This is a genomic window from Ruegeria sp. AM4 (assembly GCF_056540665.1).
The window spans coordinates 41,395-67,290 of the sequence record NZ_JBQFXD010000009.1; the positions used below are offsets into that span (position 1 = coordinate 41,395).

Below are 25,896 nucleotides of genomic sequence, written 5' to 3' on the forward strand. Positions count from 1 at the left end.
CTGCTAGAGCACGTTAAGAATTACCTAACTGAATTGGTGAATAAACTAATGTCCTCTGTAATCACGTCCAAGCCAAAAACTGTTTTTTGTTTGACTTATCATGAGATTACAGCCGACGCACGAGTGTTGAAAGAAGCCCGGGCTTTGAAGGCGGCAGGACACAACGTTCATATCTTCTGTGATTGGCCAGAAGGATTTCCTCGTCAGGATGATATCGACGGCATCCGCATCACGCGTTTCGATTGGCAGTCGCCTGAGCAAATCTCAGCTGATACGCTGAAGCGGTTCTTTTTCGCCAACAAGATCTCTGACGAGGTAAACAAACGCTTTGTTCCGTATGCTAAAAGCGCAATCTTGGTGAACGAGCTAACTCGGTGGTTTGAGAAACATCTTCCTGTCGAAGACGTGCCGGTCCTGGATCCAAAATATTACAAGAAATTCACAGGGAAAGAGCGAAGGGCTCGAAAGTTCAAACATAAGTTGCTGCGACTAAAGATCAGATTCAAGCATGGTTCAGTCGATGCTGCCCAAAAGCTGAAGCTCTTGAAATCCGAAGGACGTGCGCGGAACAAGGGCAGACGCGAACTATACCAACTCAGTTCGCTAATCTTTGCGGAAAATCTGTGCAGTCTACGGTTTGACGAAGTTCCGGACGTCATCCACGCCCACGATATCTATTGCCTACCCGCCGGGGTACTGCTTGCTAAGAAGTTCAAAGCCAAACTGGTGTATGACGCCCACGAATATGAACCTGCAAGAGCAACAAAGAACCCTTCGGATGGATCGAACTTCGCCGAAGAGCTTGAAGACGATTGCCTTGAATATGTCGATCATATGATTACGGTTTCACCATCATTTGCTGACTTCTATTCAAAACGCTTCAAGAACAGACCGACCCTTATCCTCAACGCGCCGGAAATAGATCCCGACTTCGTTGCGCAAAGAAAGAAGGAGGCTCTGGATCAGCTTTCAATACGTGCCCAAGCCAAAGTCTCTGGCGAAACTCCGTTGGTGATCTTTACTGGCGGAGTCCAGATGGCTCATCGTGGCATGGACAAAGTGCTGGAAGCCTTAGTTCATCTGCCTGATGTTCATTTGGCTACCATGGGCCCGCGACACGCAGTGAACGACGAGTGGTTTATGAACGCGGCGCGCGATATTGGTGTAAGCGACAGGATTACCTTGCTCCCACCTGTGGCCGCGCCAGACGTCCCGGTGGCAATCAGCACGGCCAACCTTGCAATATGCCCTTTCCAGGACGTGTCACTTAACCACCGCTACGCGATGCCGAACAAACTCTTCGAGGCCGCATTTGCAGGTCTTCCTATCTGCATTTCCGACCTTCCCGAGATGCGGAGATTTGCGGAAGATCTAGGCTTCGGCAGAGTCATGGATCAGACAGACCCAAAGAGTATTGCCAATGCCATCAGAGATGTTCTGGATCATCCAGACAACTATAGAATGACGATCGGCAACACTGAAAAGCTCTGGGAAACATATAGCTGGCCCGCACAAGCTAAGAGGTTAGCAACGGTGTACGAAACAATTTAAGCTTGGGCCGCCAATACCTTTGCAATCTGTTCAGACGCAGTTCCATCGCCATAGAACTCAACTTGTTCACCTTTGGTGCCAATCGCTCCTAGGATCTGTTCTGCGATATCGTTATCGGACGGAGAAACGAGACGATTCCAACCGCTATCTACAAGTTCGACCCACTCAGTTTCATTTCGCAAGGTCACACAGGGAACGTCATAAAAATACGCCTCTTTCTGAACCCCTCCGGAATCCGTAACAACTAGGGTCGAATTGCTTTCCAAGGCAACCATATCTAGGTAACCAACCGGATCTATGGTTTTCACCTTACGAAACTGGCGGCCTGTCTCAGTTAGACGTTTTGCCGTACGTGGATGTAGCGGTAACACAACAGGGCAAGTCTCTGCGACAGTTTCTAGGGCATCGACGATATTGGCCAACAACTGAGGTGAGTCTGTGTTTTCAGCTCTGTGGATAGTGGCGAGGACATAGCCCTTGGCATCAACCCCTATATCATTAATTATACTAGATTTTTCTCGAGCAGATTCGCGAAATTGCAGCGCTGCATCATACATAACATCGCCAACATTAAATATTTTTTCAGCCGCAATGTTTTCGTTTTGCAAGTTCTGAACAGCATCAACAGAGGTAGTGAAGAGTAGCTCAGAAACGTGATCCGTAAGCACTCTGTTGGTCTCTTCGGGCATCTTTCGATTGAACGACCGCAGTCCCGCTTCGATATGAGCAACTGGAATATGGAGTTTTGCTGCTACAAGCGCTCCAGCCAGTGTAGAATTCGTGTCACCAAACACAAGAAGCGCATCCGGTCTGGAATCTGTTAGGACCGGCTCAAGTTTTTGCATCATAAGCCCGGTCATAGCTCCATGACCACCGGAATTTACGGAAAGGTTTATGTCAGGCTCAGCTATGCCTAGCTCGTCGAAAAAAACACTGGACATTGAGTTATCATAGTGTTGTCCGGTGTGAATTATGGTCTCTTCAATCGTCGGAAATGAACGGAGCGCTCTGCTGACTGGGGCGAGTTTAATGAATTGTGGGCGGGCGCCTACTACTACTGCAATTTTCACGATTGATCCATGTTGAGAGTTCTTTGAATCATGCGCTAACACATCACCATTTAGCTTTCTACGGATATCTTGAAACTGTCTCATTTCTGTGTTGCACCAATGCTGGTTTGAGCCACATTCCGTTCAGAGGTGGTCGGGCCACTGCGGCCGATGCAAAACGTCTCCGGCGAGACTGTGAAGCGAGTTAAATCGACTCTTGGGTCATGCGTGGTCTGCCAGTGCTTTCTTGGCAGAAGCAGGAATGCTTTCGGTTCGGCACCAGAGCGGTAATCATCTGTTCGATTCTGACCTATAGTTCATCGCCTTCGATGCAGCGACTAATATCAAGTGGGTGCCAACAGACCGCGATTCGACCATCTTCACTTAGAAACTCTTCCGAAAACCGGACGGTGTCCATCAAGCGATTAGCGGCGAAAGGATCACGAAACAATTATTCATTGCGTTTTTTGTCGAAGCGACTATGAGAACCACGGTCCCCGCTGTGGACTGAAGTTAGCATTCCAGGTCGTCCCGGGTTTGCAAGCACAGATTGAGAGAAGCGTATTTATGACACAAGAAACCTTGAACGTTTTGCTTGAAAAACTCTCTGAAAGGAAAGCCGTCATCGGTATCGTCGGTCTGGGCTACGTCGGACAACCTTTGGCGCTGCGGTATTCCGAGATCGGCTATCGAGTTATCGGCTTTGATCTGGACGCCACAAAGGTCAATGAACTGAATGCGGGTCGCAGCGCTATTGAGCACATTCAGGATACCAGAATAGCGGCCGCATGCGATGCGGGATTTGAAGCGACGACGGATTTTTCGCGGATTGCCGAGGCCGACGGCATCATGTTGTGTGTGCCGACCCCGCTGAACCAATACCGCGAACCCGACCTTAGTTTTGTGACGAATACTTGCGATCAGATCGCAGACTACCTGAGGCCGGGACAAGTCGTCGCCCTGGAAAGCACCACATACCCCGGAACAACTAAAGAAGAAGTGTTGCCGCGACTGCAAAAGAATGGGCTTCAGGTCGGCCAAGACGTATTTGCGGTGTATTCACCTGAACGAGAAGACCCGGCAAACCCAGAATTTACGACGAATACAATCCCTAAAGTTGTCGGCGGGCATACCGAAGCCTGCCTTGAGGTCGGTCTAGCGCTGTATGAACAGGCCATCGACAAACTGGTTCCTGTGAGCTCAACCGAAACTGCGGAAATGACCAAGCTTCTTGAGAACATTCACCGGGCTGTAAACATTGGCCTTGTCAATGAAATGAAGATTGTCGCCGACAAAATGGGCATCGATATTTTCGAAGTCATAGAAGCCGCTGCCACAAAACCCTTTGGCTTCACACCATATTATCCAGGGCCTGGTCTTGGCGGACACTGCATTCCGATTGATCCGTTTTATCTGACGTGGAAGGCACGTGAATACGGGATCAACACGCGTTTCATTGAGCTTGCCGGCGAGGTAAATACGGCTATGCCAGAGTATGTATTTAGTAAGCTGGCAAGTGCCCTAAACGAGCGCTGCAAATCGGTCAGAGGCAGCAAAATTATGGTCTTGGGCATCGCCTACAAAAAGAATGTCGATGACATGCGCGAAAGCCCGTCTGTCACATTGATGGAACTGATCCGTGACAATGGTGGCGTGCTCAGCTACTCCGACCCCCACGTGCCCGAGTTCCCGATAATGCGGGAACATTTCTTTGAACTTTCCTCTTCAGACCTCACGCCTGAAATCTTGTCGGATCAGGACGCCGTCATACTGGCAACTAACCACGATGATTTCGACTACGACCTGATCAAAAAGCATGCCCGCCTGATAGTTGATACTCGTGGTCGGTACCGGACAGCCGCGGACCATGTCGTTCGAGCGTAGCCTTAGCTCAAACGATACCTGGTAGTAACGCAATTCCGACCGGTTAACGGCTGCGCCGCAGATAGACGTAGTATGCGCCATCTCCGCCGTGGCTGATATGCGCTGGCGCAATTTGTAGCACTGCCTGTGCCAGCGGAGGCAACGCCAGCCATCGCGGCACCTGATTGCGCAGAACCCCCCGTGGCGTGGGGATCGGGCCAGGTTCGTCGCGGTCCTTGCCCTTGCCAGTGATCACCAGAACCAACCTTTTACCCTGCGCCTGCGCAGTGAGAATGAACCGGATCAACGACGAATGCGCCGTGTCGACGCGCATGCCGTGCAGGTCGATCCGGCCCTCGGGTTTCAGCTTGCCGCGCTTCATGCGCCCGAACGCCTTGAGGTCCATCTGCACCGGGCTGCCCCGCAGTTCTTCTGCAAGTGATGGTTTCAGAGTGTGTCGGGCCGGAGCGGGCGTCGCCTTTTGCCCAACGTCAAACGCCTCGACCCTCGGCTTCGGAGGCTTTGCGGGCTTGGGCTTGGGCAACACTGTGGGGTGTATGGATTGCGGAACCTCGGGATGCATTCGTTCGGCCTGTTTTGCAACCTTGCGCCAAAGCTCGATCTCGTCCGCCGTCAGTTTGCGCCGGGTCATCAGAATTCGTCCGGAAGCAGAGCATAGGCGCGTTGGATCGGCAGCAGAACAACCATACGACCGGGGTCTTTGAGGCGGCCGGCGGCTTCGCCCGCCTCGTCGCCGGTGCCAAAAAATACGTCCGCACGTTGCGCACCCTTGATGGCCGACCCCGTGTCCTGCGCAATCATCAGGCGGCGCATCGGGTTCTGACCATCTTTCTCGATCCAGACAGGCGCGCCCAGTGGCGTGTATGCTGGATCGGCGGCGATGCTGCGCAATGTGGTCACGGATCGATTCATCGCCCCCAGCGGACCAAACTCAGGTGCGACCCGGGTGATCTTGCGGAAAAACACATACGAGGGGTTATGGAACAGCAATTCGGCCCCGGCTTCGGGGTTCTTACGGACCCAGGCACGGATCATCTGGGCGCTGACCTGATGTGCGCCCAGCGCGCCGCGCCGCACCAGTTCGGACCCGATCGAGCGGTAGGGGTGTCCGTTTGCGCCTCCATATCCCACCCGCAGGGCGCTGCCATCCGGCAGGCGGATACGGCCAGAGCCCTGAATTTGCAGAAAGAACAGTTCGACCGGATCGTCGACCCAGGCGATCTCGAGCCCGCGGCCCTTCATCACGTCCGAGGTCAAAAGTTCACGCCGACTAAGCCATTGTCCGGCCTGCCGTGCCTCGGGCGGTATACGGTATAGCGGATAGCGGAACCTGTCCGAAGGCGAGGTCGCCCCGTCCAGTTCGGGCTCAAAATACCCGGTGAACAGGGCGTCGTTGCCGTCCTCGATCAGAACCGGGCGAAAGAACAGCTCAAAGAACGCGCGCGCGGCCTCGGGTTCATAACTACGGGCCACCGCGCATAGGGCCTGCCAATCAGGGTCTTTCAAATCACCACAGGTGTTGAGGAACACCGAAAGGGCCGCCCCGTGATCGTCGGCGGCCCAGCCATCCAGAGCGTCAAATGACAGGATTGTCCGCGTCGCCTCGGCTCCGGCGGCGCTGGCAGCGGTCATTGCGCCCACCAGAAAAAGCGACCGGAGCGTGGCAATCATGCGTCCGTTGCGACAAGCAGCCAGTTGGGATCATCCGTGCCCATCACGCGGGCAAAGGTCCAGCTGTCCTTTTGGCGTTTGACGGTGTTGGGGTTGCCTTCGATGATATCACCACCGCGATCCCGCACGACCGATGTCAGCTCGCCGATAAACCGCATGGTGATCTCGGCCTGGTTGGTGTCCTTGTCGAAATGGGCATCCGCCAATGTGGTTTCGCGCACACCGATAAACTCGGCCTCGATTGTCAGACCCTTGTCTTCTCGATCAGCCACGACCGAAACGAAGCTGTCGAAAACCTCTTCGGACAGGAAAGGCTGGATTTCATCCAGATTCCCTTTCTCGAACCCCATCACGATCATCTCATAAGCGCCGCGTGCACCCTGAACAAATTCGCTGACGGAAAAGCTGGGCTCGACCCGCTTCATCGCGGCCAATGTCTGAGCCTGTTCGCTATCTTCGGCCACGTGGTCGGTGATGTCATGATCCGGACCACCTTCGATCACTTCGAAATCACGCCGCGCAGAGTTGGTATCTGGCTGCTGCTGCAAGGGTGGTTTCTCAAAACCTTCGCGCGTGCCCAATACGCTTTTCAGGCGCAGGATCAGGAAAACGGCAATTCCGGCCAGGACCAGCAACTGGATCATAGGGTTGTCGCTCATTTCATACTCTTTTCAGCGCCGGGACTTTGTGTACACGGCCTCAAGCCACTATGTAGGTGACACCGGGGGGCAAGTCCACAGCCCGGCCTATGGTAAAGGATAACGCAAATGTATCTGTTCTTGGCATTTTTGTTGGTGCCCATCATCGAGATCGCGCTTTTTATTCAGGTTGGCGGTCTGATCGGGCTATGGCCAACGCTTGCCATCGTGGTCCTGACCGCTGTTTTGGGCACCTTTTTGGTGCGGACACAAGGTCGCATGGCGCTGGCCAGCTTACAGCGGTCCTTTGCCGAGCTGGACGACCCGACCGAGCCGCTGGCGCACGGGGCCATGATCCTGCTGTCCGGTGCCTTGTTGCTGACGCCCGGATTTTTTACAGATGCGGTTGGTTTTGCTTTGTTAATTCCGGGCGTGCGGGTGGCTGTGTTCCGTTATCTGAAATCCAAGGTAACAGTGACACAGTTCCGCATGGGTGCCGGCACACAGTTTCGTGACGGGCCAGCGCAATATGACCAGGGCGACGTGATTGACGGAGAGTTTTCCGAGGTCAAGCCCCGCAGGGACCCGTCAAAACCCTCAAAATGGGTGGAGGGCCCGCACCAGCATTGAGGTGCCCCGCCCAACTTGCTAAGCAGTGGCAAATTTCATTTTTGGAGTAGCTCCATGGCCGAAGAAGACGCCAAAGAAAACACCGCGGCAAAGGCCGCCCCGCAGGTTCAGATGCGCGTTCTGGGACAGTTTATTCGCGACCTGTCTTTTGAAAACGTTATGGCGCAGAAGGGCGTTTCGGGCGAAGTGCAGCCCGAGATCAACGTACAGGTCAATCTGGACGCCAAGAAGCGCGCGCCGGACCATCAGTATGAAGTATCGATCAAGCTGAAACTGACCTCCAAGGCCAAAGGCATGGATGACGTTCTGTTTCTGTGCGAGATCGATTATTGCGGTCTGTTCCACGTGGAAGGCGTTCCCGAGGATCAAATGCACCCGTTCCTGCTGATCGAATGCCCGCGCATGCTGTTCCCGTTCCTGCGCCGTGTTGTCAGCGACATCACACGTGACGGTGGCTATCCGCCGGTCAACCTGGACAATATCGACTTTGTCGCGCTGTACCGCAACGAGCTGGCGCGCCGCCAGGCTGCGCAGGCACAAAAGACCGAAGCTTGATGCTTTGACCCGCGCCTGGCTGACGTCAGGCGCGGGTCCACAGGGCGTTTTCGCCCAGTTTTTCCACAAATGCCTCATGCGCAGCGCGCTCGTCTTCGGTGATCCGCGCGGGTAAGGCCGTTGCGCGGGGTGTTGGCCTCCAATCCTCGGCGCCGCCGCTGTTGCTTGCGGCTGTCGAGGACAGCCCGAAGTCCGGTTGTCGCCCGCCGATCAGCTCCAGATAGACCTCGGCCAGAATTTCCGAGTCGAGCAGTGCCCCGTGCAGTACCCGGTTTGAATTGTCGATATTGAACCGGCGGCACAATGCATCCAGCGATGCCGGAGAGCCCGGAAATTTTTTGCGCGCAATTGCAAGCGTATCAATGGCCTGTTCCATCGGAATCAGCGGAACACCCATCCATCCCAGCTCGGCGTTGAGGAATTTCATGTCGAAGGCTGCGTTGTGGATCACCAACTTCGCGTCGGCGATAAAATCGCGAAACCCTTGGCCAACCTTGGAGAAAACCGGCTTGTCCTTGAGCGTGACCTCACCCTTTTCGGGTGGGCGCGGGGTTTCCAGCAGGTCCGGCCCGATGCCATGAACGCCAAAGGCCTCTTCCGGCATCGATCGTTCGGGATTGATGTAAACGTGATATGTTTCACCCGTTGCCACATGGTTCCACAGTTCGACCGCGCCGATCTCGACGATCCGGTCGCCACCTTCGGGATCGAATCCTGTGGTTTCGGTATCGAGTACAATCTCACGCATCTGCCATTCCCGCCCTGATCTGCCTGACCACATCCTGCACCTGCGCGCGGGCATGGTCCAGCGTGTCTGTCACGATCACATAATCCGAGCGCGCGCATTTTTCTTCGTTCGGCATCTGCTTGGCACGGATTTGGTCAAACTGCGCCTCGGTCATGGTGCCGCGCGCCATGACGCGGCGCTTTTGTTCATCGGCGGAAACCGACACGCAGGCCACCGCATCCATCGTGGCCTCACCTCCGGTTTCAAACAGCAGCGGGATGTCGAAAACCAGAATATCCGCCGTTGCGCTTTCCCGGAACGCAGCCCGATCCTGCGCGACCAGAGGGTGAACAATGTACTCGATCGCCTTCAGCGCAGACGGGTCATCCGAGATGATCCGTTTAAGTGCCTCGCGGCTGACGGACCCGTCGACGACTGCGGCTGGAAACGCAGCTCTGATAGGATCAACCGCGTCGCCGCCAACGGCGTATAGCCGGTGAACGGCCGCGTCGGCATCCCACAACGCGCAGCCCTCGGCGACGAACATCTGCGCGGTTGTGCTTTTGCCCATGCCGATGGAACCGGTCAGGCCAAGTGCGAAACTCATGCCAGAGCCGCAGCGCGTGTTGCCGCATCCACCTGCGGTCGCACGCCGAACCAGCGTTCAAAGCCGGGAACCGCCTGGTGCAGCAGCATGCCCAGGCCGTCGACCGTGGTGCATCCGGCCTCTTCTGCGCTTTGCAGCAAGCGGGTTCTGAGTGGGGTATAGACAAGATCGGTCACCACTGCGCCCGGTTGCAGCCCGTCCAGAGGCACCCGCAATTCCGGTTGTCCCTGCATGCCAAGCGACGTGGTGTTGACCACCAGCTCGGCGGTTTCGATGACATTCCCGGCCTGCACCCAGTCAACAACGGTGATGCGCTGGCCGAACTCTTCTTTCAAATGGTCCGCGCGGGTGCGGGTGCGGTTGGTCAACAGAATCTCGGGCACGCCTGCATCTGCCAGCGCCCATAGGATCGCGCGCGCGGCGCCACCAGCCCCAAAGACCACCGCCGGGCCGTCTTGTGGAACCCAGTCCGGAGCGCCGGCACGCAGGTTCTCAAGAAAGCCATACCCGTCCGTATTGTCAGCATGGATCGAGCCATCTTCGCGAAAGACCAGCGTATTTGCAGCGCCAATGACTGATGCGCGATCAGACACGTGATCGGCCAGGCGCAGCGCGGCTTCTTTATGCGGGACAGTGACATTTGCGCCGACAAAACCCATCTTTGGCAATGTCCGCAAAACCTCTTCCAAGTCGGCGGGCGTCACGTCCATCGGGACATAATGCCCTGACAATCCATATGTTTTTAGCCAGTGACCATGCAGTTTCGGCGACCGGGAATGCGCCACGGGGTGACCGATGACACCGGCCAGAGGAATACGATGGTCCGTCATTGGTCAATCACACCTTTCACCGCCAGAAAATTCAGAAGTTCCAATAAGGGCATCCCCAGGACATTGAAATAGTCGCCATCAATTGTGGCAAAAAGGCGTACGCCTTCCTCTTCGAGTTTATAGGCTCCAACCGCATGGCGAATGCTGTCCCAGTTGCGCGAAACATAGTCGCGCAGATAAGCGTCCGAACTGGCTCGCATACGCAACCTGACCTGACCGACATGTCGCCAAAGCGGCTCGCCGTTCTGGTAGATGACCGCGGCGGACAACAACATATGCCGCTTGCCGCGCATCATCTTGAGATGCGCCAACGCCTCCTCAGGGGTTTCGGGTTTCGACAGAAGGTGCCCTTCGAAATCCAGCACCTGGTCGCAGCCCAGCACCAAAGCGCCGGGGTTCTTGTCGCTGACCTTGCGGGCTTTCATCTCGGCCAGCGTATCCGCAATATCGCGCGGCGGCGCACCTTCTGCCAGCAGAGCGCGTTTGGCGGTGTCTTCGTCCACCCGGGCTGTCTGGATGTCAAACGGCACGCCAGCGTTGCGCAACATCTGCGCGCGAATGGCCGAGCCCGAAGCAAGGATAATGGGGACAGACATGTGGAAAACCCCCTGAGCAATTCGTTGAGTGGTCCGGGATGGTTTGTATGGTTTTCCTGTTGACACGCAAGCCCGGGAATTTTGCTGAAAACATCTGCGAGTCGTTCCAATTCAATCCAAACGGGACAAGGATAAGTCCATCAGTATGGATAAGTGACTTGTCCCGTTTTTCCCCAGGACTTATCCCCAGAAGGGAAGGATCAGAGGTCGATTAAGTATTTGTTATTAATATTCTTTTCAAAGAATCACGGGATCGGAAAATCTGCCTTTAGGATTTGTCCTCATGGGGAAAAGCCCTGAGTAAAAAACTAATCCACGGAATTTCTCCTCCCTACAAAACCATCATCCTTTTTCTTTCTATATTTTTTTATTAGGGATGACCTGACCAGAGCCCGGAGCCAGGATGACAGACCTTCTTTTTACAATTTACCCTTGGGTGAAGGCTCTGCATATCATGGCCGTGATTTCGTGGATGGCAGGTTTGTTCTATTTGCCGCGCCTGTTCGTCTATCACGTTGAAAAGGCGCAAGCTGTCGAAGGTGCGGAACCAATCTTCTTTGAAATGGAAGAAAAACTGCTGCGTGTGATCATGCGCCCGGCGATGATTGCGGCATGGGTCTGCGGTCTGATCATGGTGTTCACGCCTGGTGTTGTCGGTTGGGACTGGAGCTGGCCTTGGGTGAAGGGTGCGGCGGTGATTGCGATGACGTGGTTTCATCATTGGCTGCTGGCACGCCGCAAGGACTTCGCTGCGGGGCGAAATACGCTCAGTGGGCGGCAGTATCGCATGATGAACGAGGTTCCGACCGTATTGATGGTTATCATCGTTCTGGCGGTCGTTCTGAAGTTCTGAGGGGCTGTTTGACTCTTGGCATGTAAGAGATTACTTAGCGAATAACACGCCCGTCCGGGCGGCGTATTTTCCGTACTGAAATTCCACTGCAAGCCGCGCTGTCAGCGGTGAAGGTATCTATCATGTCGACTGACTCTCTGAATCTGGCTGATCTCAAGGCCAAAAGCCCCAAAGATCTACTGGCGATGGCCGAAGAGCTTGAGATCGAAAACGCCTCGACCATGCGCAAAGGCGAGATGATGTTCCAGATCCTGCGTGAACGCGCAGATGAAGGCTGGACTGTTGGTGGCGATGGCGTGCTTGAGGTGCTGCAAGACGGCTTTGGCTTCCTGCGCTCGCCCGAGGCGAACTATCTGCCCGGCCCTGACGACATCTATGTTTCGCCTGATATGATCCGCCAGCACTCGCTGCGCACTGGCGACACCGTCGAGGGCGAGATCAAGGCACCCGATGAGAACGAACGCTATTTTGCGCTGACCAAAGTCACCAAGATCAACTTTGAAGACCCCGAGAAAGCCAAGCACAAGATCCTGTTCGATAACCTGACGCCTCTGTATCCGGATGAGCGTCTGAAGATGGAAATCGAAGATCCCACAATCAAGGATAAATCGGCTCGTGTAATCGACCTGGTGTCGCCGATCGGTAAAGGCCAGCGTTCGCTGATCGTGGCGCCTCCGCGGACCGGTAAAACCGTGATCTTGCAAAACATCGCGCACTCGATCGAACAGAACCATCCCGAGTGTTATCTGATCGTCCTGCTGATCGACGAACGCCCGGAAGAGGTGACCGATATGCAGCGGTCGGTAAAGGGTGAGGTTGTCTCCTCGACCTTCGATGAACCCGCGACCCGCCACGTAGCCGTTTCGGAAATGGTGATCGAAAAAGCCAAGCGTTTGGTCGAACATAAACGAGATGTTGTGATCTTGCTGGACTCGATCACAAGACTTGGTAGGGCGTTTAACACTGTGGTGCCATCATCAGGTAAAGTTCTGACCGGTGGTGTGGACGCCAATGCGCTGCAACGACCCAAGCGGTTCTTTGGTGCGGCGCGGAATATCGAAGAGGGCGGTTCGCTGACCATCATCGCCACCGCACTGATCGATACCGGCAGCCGGATGGACGAGGTGATCTTTGAAGAATTCAAAGGTACCGGTAACTCGGAAATCGTGCTGGACCGCAAGATCGCGGACAAGCGCGTGTTCCCGGCCATCGATATCCTCAAGTCCGGCACCCGGAAAGAGGATCTGCTAGTCGACAAAGGCGATCTCGCCAAGACCTTTGTTCTGCGCCGTATCCTCAACCCGATGGGGACCACCGACGCGATCGAATTCCTGCTGTCGAAGTTGAAACAGACCAAGACAAACGGTGAGTTCTTCGATTCGATGAACACCTGATCCGGGTCTTGAGCAACGCGGGGCCGCCGAATGGATACGATATTCGCCTTGGCCAGCGCGCAGGGCAAAGCTGGCGTAGCAGTTATAAGACTGTCGGGTCCGCTTGCCCATTCTGCCGCTTCCAGAATGGCTGGAAAGGAATTGCCTTCTCGCGGAATGAAGCTGTGTAGCCTGCACGACGCCGAAGGGTCTCGGCTGGATGACGGATTGGTCCTGACCTTCAAGTCCCCGGCCAGCTTTACCGGAGAAGACGTTGCCGAGCTGCAGATCCACGGCAGCACAGCGTCCACCGACGCGGTTATGCGCTGCCTTTCCGATATCGATGGACTGCGCTTGGCTGAACCTGGAGAGTTCACGCGGCGGGCACTGGAAAACGGAAAGATGGATCTGACGCAGGTCGAAGGCCTGGCAGATCTGATTGATGCTGAAACCGAAGTACAGCGCAAGCAGGCGCAATCGATTTTGGCCGGAGCGCTGGGGTCTCTGGTGGAGCGATGGCGGCGGGATCTGATCCGGGCGGCCGCGTTGTTGGAGGCGGTGATCGACTTCGCGGATGAAGAGGTACCGACGGACGTCACGCCCGAGGTTCGCGCACTGATGTCTGGCGTTTTGACTGATCTGCAAAAACAAGCGGACGGCGTCCAAATTGCCGAACGTATCCGAACCGGGTTTGAGGTGGCTATCGTTGGCCTTCCGAACGCGGGGAAGTCCACGCTGCTAAATGCACTGGCAGGGCGCGACGCAGCAATCACATCCGAATACGCCGGAACCACCCGCGACGTGATCGAAGTGCGAATGGACCTGGCCGGATTGCCGGTTACGTTGCTCGATACGGCCGGCCTAAGAGAAACCGACGACCATGTCGAAACACTGGGTATCGAATTGGCCCGCAAGCGCGCCGAGCGTGCGGATATTCGTGTCTTTCTGTCTGACACCCCCGCGGAACTGGGAGTTGAATTTCAAACTGAAGACATCCACGTTTTGCCAAAAGCTGACCTACGCGACGCGGGCAGTGACGGAATATCGGGTAAAACGGGGCAGGGTGTTGATCAGTTGATTAACAATATATCGTGTGTCTTGAACAAAAGAACCGCAAGCCATGGTATTGCGACGCGTGAGCGTCACCGAACTGCGATGGTGAAAGCAAGTGACGCGTTGTTGGCTGCCGTTGACGTTCTGGATTCGGGTCCGGACATGTATGATATTGCAGCAGAAGAGCTGCGCACCGCCATTCGGGCGCTTGAATCTTTAGTTGGGCGAATAGATGTCGAAACGTTACTGGACGAAATATTCTCCAGTTTCTGTTTGGGAAAGTAAGGAGTGTTTCACGTGAAACATTCGAAATTTGATGTTCTTGTCGTTGGGGCCGGTCATTCCGGGGCGGAAGCAGCGCACGCAGCCGCCCGTATGGGTGTATCAACCGCGCTGGTTACGCTTTCCGAGCGCGATATCGGAGTGATGTCCTGTAACCCGGCCATTGGAGGTTTGGGAAAAGGGCACTTGGTCCGCGAAATCGACGCGATGGACGGTGTCATGGGTCGGGTCGCGGATCGGGCGGGTATCCAGTTCCGACTTTTGAACCGACGCAAAGGACCTGCCGTTCAAGGACCGAGAGCGCAAGCGGACCGTGCCTTGTACCGGACGGCCATGTTGGCCGAAACTCACAATCAACCTAACCTGTCGGTTATCGAAGGCGAAGTTGTCGATTTCCTTATGAATGGAGATCGGGTATCTGGTGTTCTTCTTGCAGATGGGTCCGAGATTCCATCCAAGGCCGTTATCCTGACTTCTGGAACATTTCTTCGTGGAGTCATACATATCGGCGATGTATCGCGCCCGGGTGGACGAATGGGAGATCGCCCTTCGATCAAACTGGCAGAACGAATGGATGGTTTCGGACTACCCATGGCCAGACTGAAAACCGGCACACCGCCACGCCTGGACGGTCGTACGATCGACTGGGATAGCTTGGAACGGCAGGATGGCGATGACGAGCCGACTTTGTTTTCATTTCTTTCAAATGGTGTTTACGCCCCGCAAATCGCATGTGGTATCACCCATACCAACGCTAGAACCCACGAGATTATCGAGAAAAATCTATCAAGATCAGCCATGTATGGTGGCCATATCGACGGGATCGGCCCCAGATATTGCCCGTCGATCGAGGACAAGATCGTCAGGTTCGCGGACAAAGATTCGCACCAAATCTTTTTGGAACCCGAAGGTGCGAATGATCACACTGTTTATCCCAACGGAATCTCAACCTCTTTGCCGGAAGAGGTTCAATGGGACTATGTTCGATCGATAAAAGGGCTTGAGGGCGCAGAAATCCTGCAGCCTGGCTACGCCATCGAATACGATTATGTCGATCCGCGGGCCCTGTCTGCCACCCTGTCGCTCCCTGATGTTCCGGGCCTGTTTCTTGCGGGTCAAATCAATGGAACCACGGGGTATGAAGAGGCAGCTGCGCAAGGCCTCGTTGCTGGGTTGAATGCTGCGCTTTGTGTTCAAGACCGTGATCCGCATGTCTTTACGCGTTCGGACAGCTATATCGGTGTCATGGTTGACGACTTGACGACGCGAGGCGTTGCGGAACCCTATCGCATGTTCACCTCGCGCGCCGAATTTCGGCTGTCCCTTCGGGCTGACAATGCGGATCAACGATTAACACCAGCCGGTATGGCGTTGGGTTGTGTTGGCGCGACGCGGAGCACTGTGTTCGAAAAAAAGCTGGAGAAGCTGAATACGGTCAAAAGTCGTCTTACCAACGAGGATTTCACCCCGAAAGAGATCCGGGCGACTGGGATTAATGTCAATCAGGACGGTAATCGCCGGACCGGGATGAGTGTTCTGGCGTTTCCGGATGTGACATTCGAAAATCTGATTCCATTGTATCCAGGCCTGGAAGAAACCGATCCAGAAATACGCCAACAGGTCGAACGAGACGCGCTTTACGCAAACTACATTGACCGTCAAAAACGCGATGTGGACGCGATGAAGCGGGATGAATCCCATCAGATACCGCGGGACTTTGACTATTTTGCGCTAGATGGGCTCTCGACCGAAATGAAGCAAAAGCTATCGAAAGCTCAGCCAGAGAACATTGCGCAAGCAGGCCGCGTCGAAGGGGTAACGCCGGCTGCGCTTACCCTTGTTCTAGCCAAGCTGAGACGCAACGAGAAAGCGCGACAGGCATGACGTCAGATCAGTTCGGAGCGCTCTCTGATCTCAATGTTTCACGTGAAACACTCCAAAGGCTCTCGAACTACGCTGAACTGGTTAAGCGCTGGAATCCTAAGATAAATCTGGTGTCCCGAAACAGTTTGAGTGAGCTTTGGACGCGCCACATATTGGATTCGGTGCAAGTATTCCGCTGTGCCGAGGCTGCCGACCACTGGGTGGATCTAGGAAGCGGTGGGGGGTTTCCCGGCATGGTCTGCGCGATATTGGCGATTGAGGAATCGCCGGGGACAAAATTTACCCTGGTCGAAAGCGACCAACGCAAATCGGCGTTTCTGAGGACGGTGGCCCGAGAAACCAAGGCCAACTGCCGAGTGATTTCAAAGCGGATCGAGGCAATTGAACCGTTGATGGCAGATGTTCTTTCAGCACGTGCCCTGGCAGATCTAAGAACGCTTATTTCGTTTTGTGACAGGCATTTAAGTAAATCTGGCACGGCATTGTTGCCCAAAGGCGAAAGCTGGAAAAAAGAACTGGCGGACGCGCACGAAGAATGGAATTTTCAGGCTGAGCCAATTACAAGTCTAACGGAACCCAAAGCCGTTATCCTGAAAGTCAAAGGAGTCTCTTTTGGTTGATTTATCTCGTCCTGCCGGGCCCCGGATAATCGCAGTTGCCAACCAAAAGGGCGGGGTTGGCAAGACCACAACGGCGATCAATCTGGCGGCAGGGCTGGCCGAGGCAGGGTGCAAAGTGCTGGTTGTTGATCTCGACCCGCAGGGAAATGCTTCTACGGGTCTAGGGGTCGAGGATCGGGACTGGACAACCTATGATCTGTTGCTGGATGATGCGCCGCTTGAAGCTGTTGTTCAGGATTCCGAAATTGAAAATCTTTTGGTTGTACCCGCGACCGTTGATCTGAGTTCAGCCGATATCGAACTGATCTCAAACGAGAAACGCAGCTATCTTCTTCATGATGCATTGCGCCAGACCGCTATCGATTCCTTCGAGTTGGATTACGTGCTGATAGATTGCCCTCCGTCACTTAATTTACTTACGGTCAATGCCATGGTGGCGGCACATTCGGTCCTGGTTCCGCTTCAAAGCGAGTTCTTTGCGCTTGAGGGGCTTTCGCAGTTGATGCTGACCATTCGTGAGGTTCGTCAGACTGCTAATCCGGACTTACGGATCGAAGGTGTTGTGTTGACCATGTATGACAACCGCAACAACTTGTCCCGTCAGGTTGAAAAGGACGCACGTGACAATCTGGGTGAGATGGTATTTAAAACCAAGATACCTAGGAATGTGCGGGTCAGCGAAGCGCCGTCTTATGCGTTGCCGGTGTTGCAGTACGACTCCGGATCCCTGGGGGCGATGGCTTATCGGCATTTGGCCCGCGAGGTCATTCATAAGAACAAAGTAGCCGCCTAAGCGGCCGTCAGGAGGGCGATCATGAGCGTGAAGAACAGTAAATCACGAGGTCTGGGGCGGGGATTGTCCGCGTTGATGGCGGATGTCACGTCCGAAGCAGAGGGCCGGATCACATCCGAGCCGCGCCGCCCGGATCTGAAAGTGCCGATTGAGAAGCTGCGCGCCAACCCAAACCAGCCGCGCCGGACATTCTCGCAGGATCAACTGGATGAGCTTGCAGCCTCGGTCAAGGAAAAGGGCATTATCCAGCCTTTGATCGTTCGCAGCATCGCTGGCGGAGACTATGAGATCGTCGCCGGAGAACGCCGCTGGCGCGCGGCACAGATGGCGCAACTGCATGACATCCCGGTTGTTGTGCGGGACTTTGACGATACCGAAGTTCTGGAAGTTGCGATCATCGAAAACATCCAGCGTGCTGACCTGAATGCAGTGGAAGAGGCGGCTGGGTATAAGCAGTTGATGGACAAATTCGGCCATACTCAGGAGAAACTGTCAGAGGCTTTGGGCAAAAGCCGCAGCCATATCGCCAATCTCATGCGGTTGTTGTCATTACCAATTGACGTACAAACCCTTGTAATAGAAGGGAAAATATCCGCAGGACATGCGCGTGCGCTGATCACGGCGGAAAACCCTTCGGAACTGGCCAAGCAGGTCGTCCGCGATGGGTTATCGGTACGTGCGACCGAGAATCTGGTGAAGAAACAGAACCAGCCCGACGCTGAAAAACCCGCCCCGAAGTCCAGGAACCTGAATGCGGGCAAGGATGCGGATACACGCGCGCTGGAAAAGGATCTGTCGGCGATTCTGGCGATGAAAGTTTCGATCAACCACAAACCGGGCAGCGAGACCGGGCAAGTTGTTCTGACCTATGAGAATCTCGACCAGTTGGACGATCTTTGCGCCAAACTCAGCCGTTAGGGCGGGTCCAGATAAAGATCATCACACCGCTCAGCACGACGGCCTGAATAATCAGGACATGTGAGGGCGCGCCGAATATCACCGAGAGCGCAAATACGGCGGCGACCGATATGGTGGCCGCTTTTTTTGCTGCGGGACGGATGGCACCGGATCGTTGCCAATCAAGGATCATCGGCCCAAACGTCCGGTGCGTGATCAGCCATGTGTGCAATCTCGAGGACGAACGGGCAAAGAAAAACGCTGCCAGCAACAGGAAGGGAACGGTTGGCAGCAACGGCAGGACAACTCCGATAATTGCCACCGCGACGCAGAGCAGACCCAACCCGGCCCAGAGATATCGCATCATTTACTCCAACAATTCCCGGACCACCGCATTCAGGACGGCGCGACCCTGCTCTGAGGCAATCAACCTGTTGTCCTGAACTTTAACCATGCCAATCTGGGATAAGTGATCGATCACGCTCTCAGACAGCTTACGTCCTGACAAAGCTGTAAAACGCTCAATATCTAGCCCCTCTTTGATCCTCATACCCATCATAAGGTATTCATTGCTCTGATCTTCGCGTGTCAGAAGGGTCTTTGACTTTTTCCCGCCATCACTTAGGGCCGCGTCCAGCCAGCGTTGTGGATTCAGATAGGTCTCGGTCGCATATTTCCGGCCATCCTGGGTGATCCGCCCATGGGCACCAGGGCCAATGCCGACATAATCGCCATAGCGCCAATAGATCAAGTTATGCCGGGATTCCGCACCCGCGCGGGCATGGTTGGACACCTCGTAAGCGGGTAGGCCGTGTGCCTGGCAAATCTCTTGGGTGATCAGGTACATGTCGGCGGCGCTGTCATCTTCGGGCAGCCCGCGTAGTTTTCCGACGGCATAGCGGTCGCCAAAGGCGGTGCCGTCTTCGATCGTAAGTTGATAAAGAGACAGGTGGTCAATCGCCATCGACAACGCTTCGGTCAGTTCCGTGCGCCACGCATCAACGGTTTGATGCTGTCGGGCATAGATCAGGTCAAAGCTGACCCGGTCAAAGCAATTGCGTGCAATATCAAAGGCGGTGCGGGCTTCGGCGACCGTGTGGATACGACCCAATCGGCGCAGGTCTTCGTCGTTCAGTGCTTGCACGCCCATTGAGATGCGGTTGACGCCCGCTTCGCGGTAGGCCGAGAACCGTCCGGCTTCGACGGAACCGGGATTGGCCTCGAGCGTGATTTCCATGTCATTTGCCGGATGCCAGAGCGCGCGCGCGGCATCTATCACTGCCACAACAGTATCGGGGTCCATCAGCGACGGGGTACCGCCACCAAAGAAGATCGTATTCAGAACCCGATCAGGGGTTTCTTGGGCGCTGCGTTTTATTTCGTTTAGATAGGCAGTAAGCCATTGTTTTTGGTTAATGTTTTTTGAAACATGGCTGTTGAAGTCGCAATAGGGGCATTTGGCCTCGCAAAACGGCCAGTGCACGTACAGGCCAAAGCCCCCGTTGCGCCAATCATCCGCCAAAGCAGCCTTTCACGAACATCTCCACCGCGCGGCCGCGATGGCTGATCTTGTTCTTTTCCCAGCGATCCATTTCCGCAAAGGTAATGTCGTGGCCTTCGGGGACAAACATCGGATCATAGCCGAAGCCATCTTTGCCACGGATTGGCCAAACCAAATGGCCAGGCGCGATGCCTTCGAACACTTCGTCGTGCCCATCGGGCCAGGCCAGAACCAATGTGCAGCGAAACTGTGCTTTGCGCGGGTGCGCTGCGTTCTTGGCTTCCAGTTCATTATGCGCGCGGGTCATGGCCATCAGGAAATCACGGCCATTGCCGGTTTCAGCCCAGTCCGCCGTGTAGACGCCCGGCGCACCGTCCAGCGCGTCAATGGTGATCCCGGAATCGTCCGACAGGGCGGGCAGGCCGGTGGCTTGCGCGGCGGCATGGGCCTTGATCCGGGCATTGCCGACGAAAGTATCCTCGGTTTCTTCCGGTTCCGGCAGGTCCATTTCACCAGCGCCCAAGACAGTTACACCAAAGGGTTTGAGAAGATGCGCCATCTCCTCAAGTTTGCCTTTGTTGTGTGTGGCGATCAGCAGCCTGTCCCCGTCGAATTTGCGGGTCATGCGGTTGCGGCTTTCTGCGCTTCCGCCAGCTCGCCCACGCCTTTTTCCGCCAGATCCATCAGTTGATCCATTTGCGCGCGGCTAAAGACCGATCCTTCGGCGCTCATCTGAACTTCGATCAGTTTGCCCGATCCAGTCATGATAAAGTTGCCGTCAACTCCGGCCTCACTGTCTTCGGGATAGTCCAGATCCAGCACTGGTTGACCCGCATAGATGCCACAGGACACGGCGGCGACCGGATCGACAAGCGGGTCCGAAATCACGTCGCCCGCTTTCATCAGCTTGTTCACCGCCAGACGCAGCGCGACCCAGCCCCCGGTGATCGAGGCGCAACGGGTGCCGCCATCGGCCTGGATCACATCGCAGTCGACGGTGATCTGGCGTTCTCCCAATGCCACGCGATCCACACCGGCGCGCAGGGCGCGGCCGATCAGGCGTTGGATTTCCACGGTGCGGCCACCTTGCTTGCCGCTGGCCGCCTCACGCCGCATCCTTGTGTTGGTGGCGCGGGGCAACATGCCGTATTCGGCGGTGACCCAACCCAGGCCCGAGCCTTTGATGAACGGCGGCACGCGATCCTCGATCGTGGCGGTGCACAGCACATGGGTGTCGCCCATCTTGATCAGGCAGGAACCTTCGGCATGTTTGGTGAAACCTGTTTCGATAGAAACGGCGCGCATTTCGTTTAGATCACGTCCTGAGGGTCGCATGGGTATTCCTTTGTTTGCTGGCTTGGGGATACCGCCCCGCAGCGTTACGATGCAACCCCGATTGACCTTTCTTGTGCCTGCTATTTAATGACGATCCAGCAAGGGATCACAGATGAGCGAAGCGAGCAAAATTCTGGACGAGATGAATGACCGGTCACGCGAAGTGTTCCGTCTGATCGTCGAAAGCTACTTGGACAGTGGCGAGCCCGTTGGCAGCCGCACGCTGACCCGCACCTTGTCGGAAAAGGTCAGCGCGGCAACCGTGCGCAATGTGATGCAGCATCTGGAGTTTTTGGGCCTGCTCGACAGCCCTCATGTCAGCGCCGGCCGGATTCCGACGCAGCAGGGGCTGCGGATGTTCGTCGATGGGCTGCTTGAAGTTGGCGATCTAGGTGCGGATGATCGGCAGAAACTGGACGAGACATTAGGCTCTAACGCGGGCGATGTGGGCGGAATGCTGGACCGCGTCGGGTCGGCGCTGTCTCACGTTACGCATGGCGCTTCGCTGGTTCTGACGCCCAAGCGCGAATCCGAGATCAAGCATATCGAGTTCGTATCACTGGCGCATGACCGCGCGCTGGTCGTGCTGGTCTTTGCAGATGGACATGTCGAAAATCGCCTGTTCACTCCACCACCCGGCCAGACACCGAGCTCAATGCGCGAAGCGGCGAATTTCCTGAACGCGCTGATCGAGGGGCGAACCCTGAGCCAGGTGCGCCGCCAGATGCAAAGCCAGATCGCGGCACGGCGTCAGGAGATCGATGTACTGGCGCGAGAGATGGTGGAAAGTGGCATCGCCGCGTGGGATGGGGACAGTGCCGACTCGGCCCGGTTGATCGTGCGCGGGCGTGCGAATCTTCTGGGTGAACCGGGCGCGGCAGAAGAGCTGGAGCGCATTCGAAGCCTGTTTGATGATCTTGAACGCAAACGTGATATCGCCGAATTCCTGGAATTGACCGAAGAAGGCGAGGGTGTGCGCATTTTTATTGGCTCTGAGAACAAACTTTTCTCACTTTCGGGTTCCTCTTTGGTGGTGTCTCCATATATGAACGCTGATCGTAAGATAATTGGTGCGGTTGGGGTCATTGGACCCACACGTCTGAATTATGGACGGATCGTGCCGATCGTGGATTATACGGCGCAACTGGTCGGCAAGCTGATATCCGACCGGAGCTAGAGGGTAAGAAATGGCAGAGCCCAAGAACGAAGAATTTCTGGACGATATCATGTCCGCCGAAGCGGAAGAACTGGCCGAGGAAATTGCCGAGATCAGTGAAGAAGCGCTGGAGCTGGACGAACTGCGGGCGCAGCGGGACGAATACAAAGACCGCTTTATGCGCGCACTGGCGGATGCCGAGAATGCGCGCAAACGTGGTGACAAGGCGCGTCGCGATGCGGAACAATATGGTGGCTCGAAGCTGGCCCGCGACATGTTGCCGGTCTACGACAACATGAAACGCGCGCTTGAGGCTGCGACCGATGAGCAGAAAGAGGTGGCGGCAGGTCTGATCGAAGGTGTCGAACTGACCATGCGGGCGCTAAAGGACGTGTTCCAGAAACACGGGATCGAGGTCATCACGCCTGAAGTCGGTGATCGGTTTGACCCGAATGTGCATGAAGCAATGTTTGAAGCCCCGGTGCCCGGCACCCGTGCGGGGGACATTATTCAGGTCTCGGCAGAAGGCTTCATGTTGCACGACCGGTTGCTGCGCCCGGCGCAGGTAGGCGTTTCATCGACACCAGCAAGTTGATTGGCCTCTGCGAGGCCAAGCCTTCGGCGAGAGTATTTTTGAAAAGATGAAGGGGCAGTCAGGATTTGGCCGCCTCTTTCAGTTTGTAGATCAGATCGAGCGCTTCGCGGGGGCTGAGTTCGTCGGGAAGGATGTCGTTCAGCATCTCGGTGACGGGGGAGGTTTTAGGTGCGGGCGGTGGTGGTGGAGAGGCTGAAAACAGCGGAAGATCGTCGATCAGCGCTTTTTGTTTGCCTCCCTCCCTCTCGGTTTTTTCCAGTTGATCCAGGACGACGCGCGCGCGGTCGACAACCGAAGCGGGTAGGCCCGCAAGTTGCGCGACCTGTACGCCGTAGGAGCGGTCGGCGGCACCTTTGTGAACTTCGTGCAGGAAGATGACCTCGCCTTCCCATTCCTTGACCGCTACGGTGGCGTTGTCGACGCCCTCCAGTTTGCCTGCCAGCGCCGTGAGTTCGTGGTAATGTGTGGCAAACAGGGCCCGGCATTTGTTCGATGCGTGCAGGTGTTCCAGTGTGGCCCAGGCGATCGAGAGACCGTCATAAGTGGCGGTGCCGCGGCCAATCTCGTCAAGAATGACCAGCGCGTGGTCGTCAGCCTGATTGAGAATGGCGGCAGTTTCGACCATTTCGACCATGAATGTCGAGCGACCCCGGGCCAGATCGTCAGAGGCACCGACGCGGCTGAAAAGCTGGCTGATCACGCCGATCTGAGCTTGTTCCGCAGGGACATAGCTGCCCATTTGTGCTAGGAGCGCAATCAGGGCGTTCTGGCGCAGAAAGGTTGATTTACCGGCCATGTTCGGGCCGGTCAGCAGCCAGATTGCCGCACCTTGGTCGGCGCTGAGATCGCAATCATTGGCGATGAAGGCATCGCCGCTTTGTTGGCGTAGCGCGTGTTCAACTACGGGGTGGCGGCCACCTTGCACACAGAAAGTTCGAGATGTGTCGACCTGCGGGCGACACCAGTTTTCACCACGCGCCAGATCGGCGAGCGCTGTGGTCAGGTCGAGCTCTGCCAGCCCTCGGGCGGCTTGGTTGAGGCGCGCGGCGAGGGCTAGAATTTCGCTCGAAAGCCTTTGATAGAGCCGCTTTTCGATCTCAAGCGCCAGATTGCCCGCGTTTAGAATACGGGTCTCGATTTCGGACAGTTCGACCGTGGTGAACCGCACCTGATTGGCGGTGGTCTGGCGGTGGATATAGGTTTCGCTAAAGGGCGTGTTCAGCATTTTCTCGGCATGCGTCGCTGTGGTCTCGATAAAATAGCCCAACACATTGTTGTGTTTTATTTTCAGCGAAGCGATGCCGGTATGTTCCGCATATTTCTGCTGAAACCCGGCTATGACCGAGCGACCTTCGTCCCGCAGCGTCCGCACCTCATCCAGTTCGCTGTCAAAACCCGGCGTGATGAACCCTCCGTCGCGGGCCAGCAGGGGTGGCTCTGCAACCAGAGCCTCGTCCAGCAGGGTCAGCAGATCATCGAAGCCGACAAGGTTCTGTAGCGCAGTCGCCAGCAGTATCGGGAGGTCCTGACCTTCGCAAATTCCGGCGATCGTGCCCGCCTGCGCCAATCCATTGCGGATCGCGGCGAGATCGCGGGGCCCACCGCGGTCGAGCGACAGCCGCGACAGCGCGCGGTCAAGGTCGGGTGTTTTGCGCAATGCTTCGCGCAGATCCGAGGCGGTCAGGCCGTCCTCAGTCGCGAAACCTACTGCGTCAAGACGGGCATGGATCACATCCAGATTGCGCGACGGGCTCGAGAGTCGCTGTTCCAGCAACCGCGCCCCGCCTGGTGTCACGGTTCGGTCCACCACCGACAGCAATGATCCGGCGCGCCCACCCGAGAGCGAACGGGTCAGTTCCAGATTGCGGCGTGTGGCGGCGTCGATCTGGACCACGCGGTCCTCGGATTCTTTCAAAGGTGTTTGCAGCAGAGGCAGTTTGCCCTTCTGGGTAATCTCAAGATAGTCGATCAGCGCACCCATCGCCGACACCTCGGCGCGCCCGAAATTCCCGAAGGCATCCAGCGCGCCGACGTGAAACAGCGCGCAAATACGCTTTTCCGCCGCCGTGCTGTCGAAACTGGCGCGACCGATCGGGGTCAGCGAGATGCCGAGATCGCGCACCGTGTCCTGCAGGTTTTGTTCCAGTCCGTCTGCCACGATCAGTTCGGACGGAGCCAGCCGTGCCAACTCGGGGCTGAGCCGAACCGAGGTAAGTGGCATCACGTGGAACGCACCGGTCGAGATATCGGCCCAAGCCAGGGCGGCCTCGTCCCGAACCTCGGAATAGGTGGCCAGAAAGTTGTGGCTTCGGGCTTCCAGAAGCGCGTCTTCGGTCAGCGTGCCGGGCGTCACAAGGCGGACGACATCGCGCCGTACCACCGATTTAGAGCCTCTTTTCTTCGCTTCCGCCGGGCTTTCCATTTGTTCGCAGACAGCCACGCGGAAGCCCTTGCGGATCAGGGTCAGCAGGTAGCCTTCGGCTGAATGAACAGGCACGCCGCACATTGGGATGTCGGTGCCATTGTGCTTGCCGCGTTTTGTTAGGGCGATGTCCAACGCTTCGGCTGCGTTGACGGCATCCTCGAAAAACATCTCGTAGAAGTCACCCATGCGATAAAACAGCAGTGCGTCGGCATGGGCCTCTTTGATCTCGAGATATTGTGCCATCATCGGCGTGACTGTGGACAAAACCGGCCCCCTTCTGGCGTGTTCCGGGCGCGACCTTACAAATCCCGCATCTTCTGTAAAAGGCGAAAACTCATTCTCGTTGAGGCGCGGCGCCGCCTGCGCTATGAGGCGAGAGCCCCAAAGTCAT

26 protein-coding genes are annotated in these 25,896 nt (G+C 56.0%); 13 read left to right on the forward strand and 13 right to left on the reverse strand.

Annotated features, from left to right (window positions below):
• Positions 1-48 precede the first annotated feature (48 nt).
• Complete coding sequence (locus ACR0JA_RS16210) at positions 49-1,551, forward strand: glycosyltransferase (protein ID WP_480577051.1); 1,503 nt, start codon at positions 49-51, stop codon at positions 1,549-1,551.
• Here the strand turns inward: ACR0JA_RS16210 and wecB are convergent.
• Complete coding sequence (wecB, locus tag ACR0JA_RS16215; RefSeq protein ID WP_480577054.1) at positions 1,548-2,705, reverse strand: non-hydrolyzing UDP-N-acetylglucosamine 2-epimerase; 1,158 nt, start codon at positions 2,703-2,705, stop codon at positions 1,548-1,550. The two genes, ACR0JA_RS16210 and wecB, sit on opposite strands and share 4 nt — an antisense overlap.
• 462 nt (positions 2,706-3,167) lie before the next feature.
• Between wecB and ACR0JA_RS16220 the strand changes: the two genes are divergently transcribed.
• Entirely contained in the window at positions 3,168-4,484 is a 1,317-nt protein-coding gene (locus tag ACR0JA_RS16220) for a nucleotide sugar dehydrogenase (RefSeq protein ID WP_480577056.1), read from the forward strand.
• 43 nt (positions 4,485-4,527) lie between these two features.
• Here the strand turns inward: ACR0JA_RS16220 and ACR0JA_RS16225 are convergent, their stop codons facing one another.
• From ACR0JA_RS16225 to ACR0JA_RS16235, 3 genes are read right to left on the reverse strand one after another with little or no spacing between them, the layout of a single operon-like run.
• Entirely contained in the window at positions 4,528-5,115 is a 588-nt protein-coding gene (locus ACR0JA_RS16225; RefSeq protein WP_480577059.1) for a Smr/MutS family protein, read from the reverse strand.
• Positions 5,115-6,155, reverse strand: coding sequence for a murein transglycosylase A (gene mltA, locus ACR0JA_RS16230; RefSeq protein ID WP_480577062.1), 1,041 nt, complete (start codon positions 6,153-6,155; stop codon positions 5,115-5,117). The genes ACR0JA_RS16225 and mltA overlap by 1 nt, the downstream gene beginning before the upstream one ends.
• Complete coding sequence (locus ACR0JA_RS16235) at positions 6,152-6,814, reverse strand: Tim44/TimA family putative adaptor protein (protein WP_480577064.1); 663 nt, start codon at positions 6,812-6,814, stop codon at positions 6,152-6,154. Before ACR0JA_RS16235 ends, mltA begins: the two co-directional genes overlap by 4 nt.
• 108 nt (positions 6,815-6,922) lie before the next feature.
• Between ACR0JA_RS16235 and ACR0JA_RS16240 the strand changes: the two genes are divergently transcribed.
• A complete protein-coding gene (locus ACR0JA_RS16240) occupies positions 6,923-7,423 on the forward strand; it encodes an FxsA family protein (protein WP_480577067.1) in 501 nt (166 codons plus the stop codon).
• Between the two features lie 54 nt (positions 7,424-7,477).
• Entirely contained in the window at positions 7,478-7,978 is a 501-nt protein-coding gene (gene secB / locus ACR0JA_RS16245; RefSeq protein ID WP_480577070.1) for a protein-export chaperone SecB, read from the forward strand.
• Between the two features lie 25 nt (positions 7,979-8,003).
• On the opposite strand, the gene dnaQ is transcribed toward secB, so the two are convergent.
• Genes dnaQ through ACR0JA_RS16265 form a run of 4 tightly spaced genes read right to left on the reverse strand, consistent with a single transcriptional unit; the run spans position 8,004 to position 10,738 of the window.
• The gene (gene dnaQ / locus ACR0JA_RS16250; RefSeq protein WP_480577072.1) at positions 8,004-8,726 is read right to left on the reverse strand and encodes a DNA polymerase III subunit epsilon; all 723 of its coding nucleotides are present in this window, start codon (positions 8,724-8,726) and stop codon (positions 8,004-8,006) included.
• Positions 8,719-9,312: a dephospho-CoA kinase gene (coaE, locus tag ACR0JA_RS16255; protein WP_480577075.1), complete on the reverse strand. Its 594-nt coding sequence runs from the start codon at positions 9,310-9,312 to the stop codon at positions 8,719-8,721. Before coaE ends, dnaQ begins: the two co-directional genes overlap by 8 nt.
• Positions 9,309-10,142: a shikimate dehydrogenase gene (locus ACR0JA_RS16260; protein ID WP_480577078.1), complete on the reverse strand. Its 834-nt coding sequence runs from the start codon at positions 10,140-10,142 to the stop codon at positions 9,309-9,311. Before ACR0JA_RS16260 ends, coaE begins: the two co-directional genes overlap by 4 nt.
• Entirely contained in the window at positions 10,139-10,738 is a 600-nt protein-coding gene (locus tag ACR0JA_RS16265; RefSeq protein ID WP_480577081.1) for a Maf family protein, read from the reverse strand. Before ACR0JA_RS16265 ends, ACR0JA_RS16260 begins: the two co-directional genes overlap by 4 nt.
• A 403-nt stretch (positions 10,739-11,141) precedes the next feature.
• Between ACR0JA_RS16265 and ACR0JA_RS16270 the strand changes: the two genes are divergently transcribed.
• The 7 genes from ACR0JA_RS16270 (at position 11,142) to ACR0JA_RS16300 (ending at position 18,514) form a co-directional block, all read left to right on the forward strand.
• Positions 11,142-11,591, forward strand: a complete 450-nt coding sequence (locus ACR0JA_RS16270) for a CopD family protein (protein ID WP_480577084.1) — start codon at positions 11,142-11,144, stop codon at positions 11,589-11,591.
• Between the two features lie 122 nt (positions 11,592-11,713).
• Complete coding sequence (gene rho, locus ACR0JA_RS16275; RefSeq protein ID WP_480577087.1) at positions 11,714-12,985, forward strand: transcription termination factor Rho; 1,272 nt, start codon at positions 11,714-11,716, stop codon at positions 12,983-12,985.
• 30 nt (positions 12,986-13,015) lie between these two features.
• The gene (mnmE, locus tag ACR0JA_RS16280) at positions 13,016-14,302 is read left to right on the forward strand and encodes a tRNA uridine-5-carboxymethylaminomethyl(34) synthesis GTPase MnmE (RefSeq protein ID WP_480577090.1); all 1,287 of its coding nucleotides are present in this window, start codon (positions 13,016-13,018) and stop codon (positions 14,300-14,302) included.
• Positions 14,303-14,314: 12 nt separating this feature from the next.
• A complete protein-coding gene (gene mnmG / locus ACR0JA_RS16285) occupies positions 14,315-16,183 on the forward strand; it encodes a tRNA uridine-5-carboxymethylaminomethyl(34) synthesis enzyme MnmG (RefSeq protein WP_480577092.1) in 1,869 nt (622 codons plus the stop codon).
• On the forward strand, positions 16,180-16,803 hold the full coding sequence (rsmG, locus tag ACR0JA_RS16290; protein ID WP_480577095.1) for a 16S rRNA (guanine(527)-N(7))-methyltransferase RsmG: 624 nt from the start codon (positions 16,180-16,182) through the stop codon (positions 16,801-16,803). The genes mnmG and rsmG overlap by 4 nt, the downstream gene beginning before the upstream one ends.
• Complete coding sequence (locus ACR0JA_RS16295) at positions 16,796-17,596, forward strand: ParA family protein (RefSeq protein ID WP_480577098.1); 801 nt, start codon at positions 16,796-16,798, stop codon at positions 17,594-17,596. Before rsmG ends, ACR0JA_RS16295 begins: the two co-directional genes overlap by 8 nt.
• A gap of 21 nt (positions 17,597-17,617) precedes the next feature.
• Positions 17,618-18,514 carry a ParB/RepB/Spo0J family partition protein gene (locus tag ACR0JA_RS16300; RefSeq protein WP_480577101.1) on the forward strand — a complete coding sequence of 299 codons (897 nt, stop codon included), beginning with the start codon at positions 17,618-17,620 and terminating at the stop codon, positions 18,512-18,514.
• On the opposite strand, the gene ACR0JA_RS16305 is transcribed toward ACR0JA_RS16300, so the two are convergent.
• The 4 genes from ACR0JA_RS16305 to rph are packed head-to-tail and all read right to left on the reverse strand — an operon-like array spanning position 18,504 to position 21,329.
• Positions 18,504-18,857 carry a YbaN family protein gene (locus tag ACR0JA_RS16305; protein ID WP_480577104.1) on the reverse strand — a complete coding sequence of 118 codons (354 nt, stop codon included), beginning with the start codon at positions 18,855-18,857 and terminating at the stop codon, positions 18,504-18,506. The two genes, ACR0JA_RS16300 and ACR0JA_RS16305, sit on opposite strands and share 11 nt — an antisense overlap.
• 3 nt (positions 18,858-18,860) lie before the next feature.
• Positions 18,861-20,015 carry a radical SAM family heme chaperone HemW gene (gene hemW, locus ACR0JA_RS16310; RefSeq protein WP_480577107.1) on the reverse strand — a complete coding sequence of 385 codons (1,155 nt, stop codon included), beginning with the start codon at positions 20,013-20,015 and terminating at the stop codon, positions 18,861-18,863.
• Entirely contained in the window at positions 20,005-20,619 is a 615-nt protein-coding gene (rdgB, locus tag ACR0JA_RS16315) for an RdgB/HAM1 family non-canonical purine NTP pyrophosphatase (protein WP_480577109.1), read from the reverse strand. The genes hemW and rdgB overlap by 11 nt, the downstream gene beginning before the upstream one ends.
• Positions 20,616-21,329 (reverse strand): ribonuclease PH, encoded by a 714-nt coding sequence (gene rph, locus ACR0JA_RS16320; RefSeq protein ID WP_480577112.1) that lies wholly within the window; start codon positions 21,327-21,329, stop codon positions 20,616-20,618. Before rph ends, rdgB begins: the two co-directional genes overlap by 4 nt.
• Positions 21,330-21,441: 112 nt before the next feature.
• Between rph and hrcA the strand changes: the two genes are divergently transcribed.
• Both hrcA and ACR0JA_RS16330 read left to right on the forward strand, forming a co-directional pair.
• Positions 21,442-22,506, forward strand: coding sequence for a heat-inducible transcriptional repressor HrcA (gene hrcA, locus ACR0JA_RS16325; protein ID WP_480577115.1), 1,065 nt, complete (start codon positions 21,442-21,444; stop codon positions 22,504-22,506).
• A gap of 10 nt (positions 22,507-22,516) precedes the next feature.
• Positions 22,517-23,080, forward strand: a complete 564-nt coding sequence (locus ACR0JA_RS16330; protein ID WP_480577118.1) for a nucleotide exchange factor GrpE — start codon at positions 22,517-22,519, stop codon at positions 23,078-23,080.
• Positions 23,081-23,138: 58 nt separating this feature from the next.
• On the opposite strand, the gene mutS is transcribed toward ACR0JA_RS16330, so the two are convergent.
• On the reverse strand, positions 23,139-25,751 hold the full coding sequence (gene mutS / locus ACR0JA_RS16335) for a DNA mismatch repair protein MutS (protein WP_480577423.1): 2,613 nt from the start codon (positions 25,749-25,751) through the stop codon (positions 23,139-23,141).
• Between the last annotated feature and the right edge of the window lie 145 nt (positions 25,752-25,896).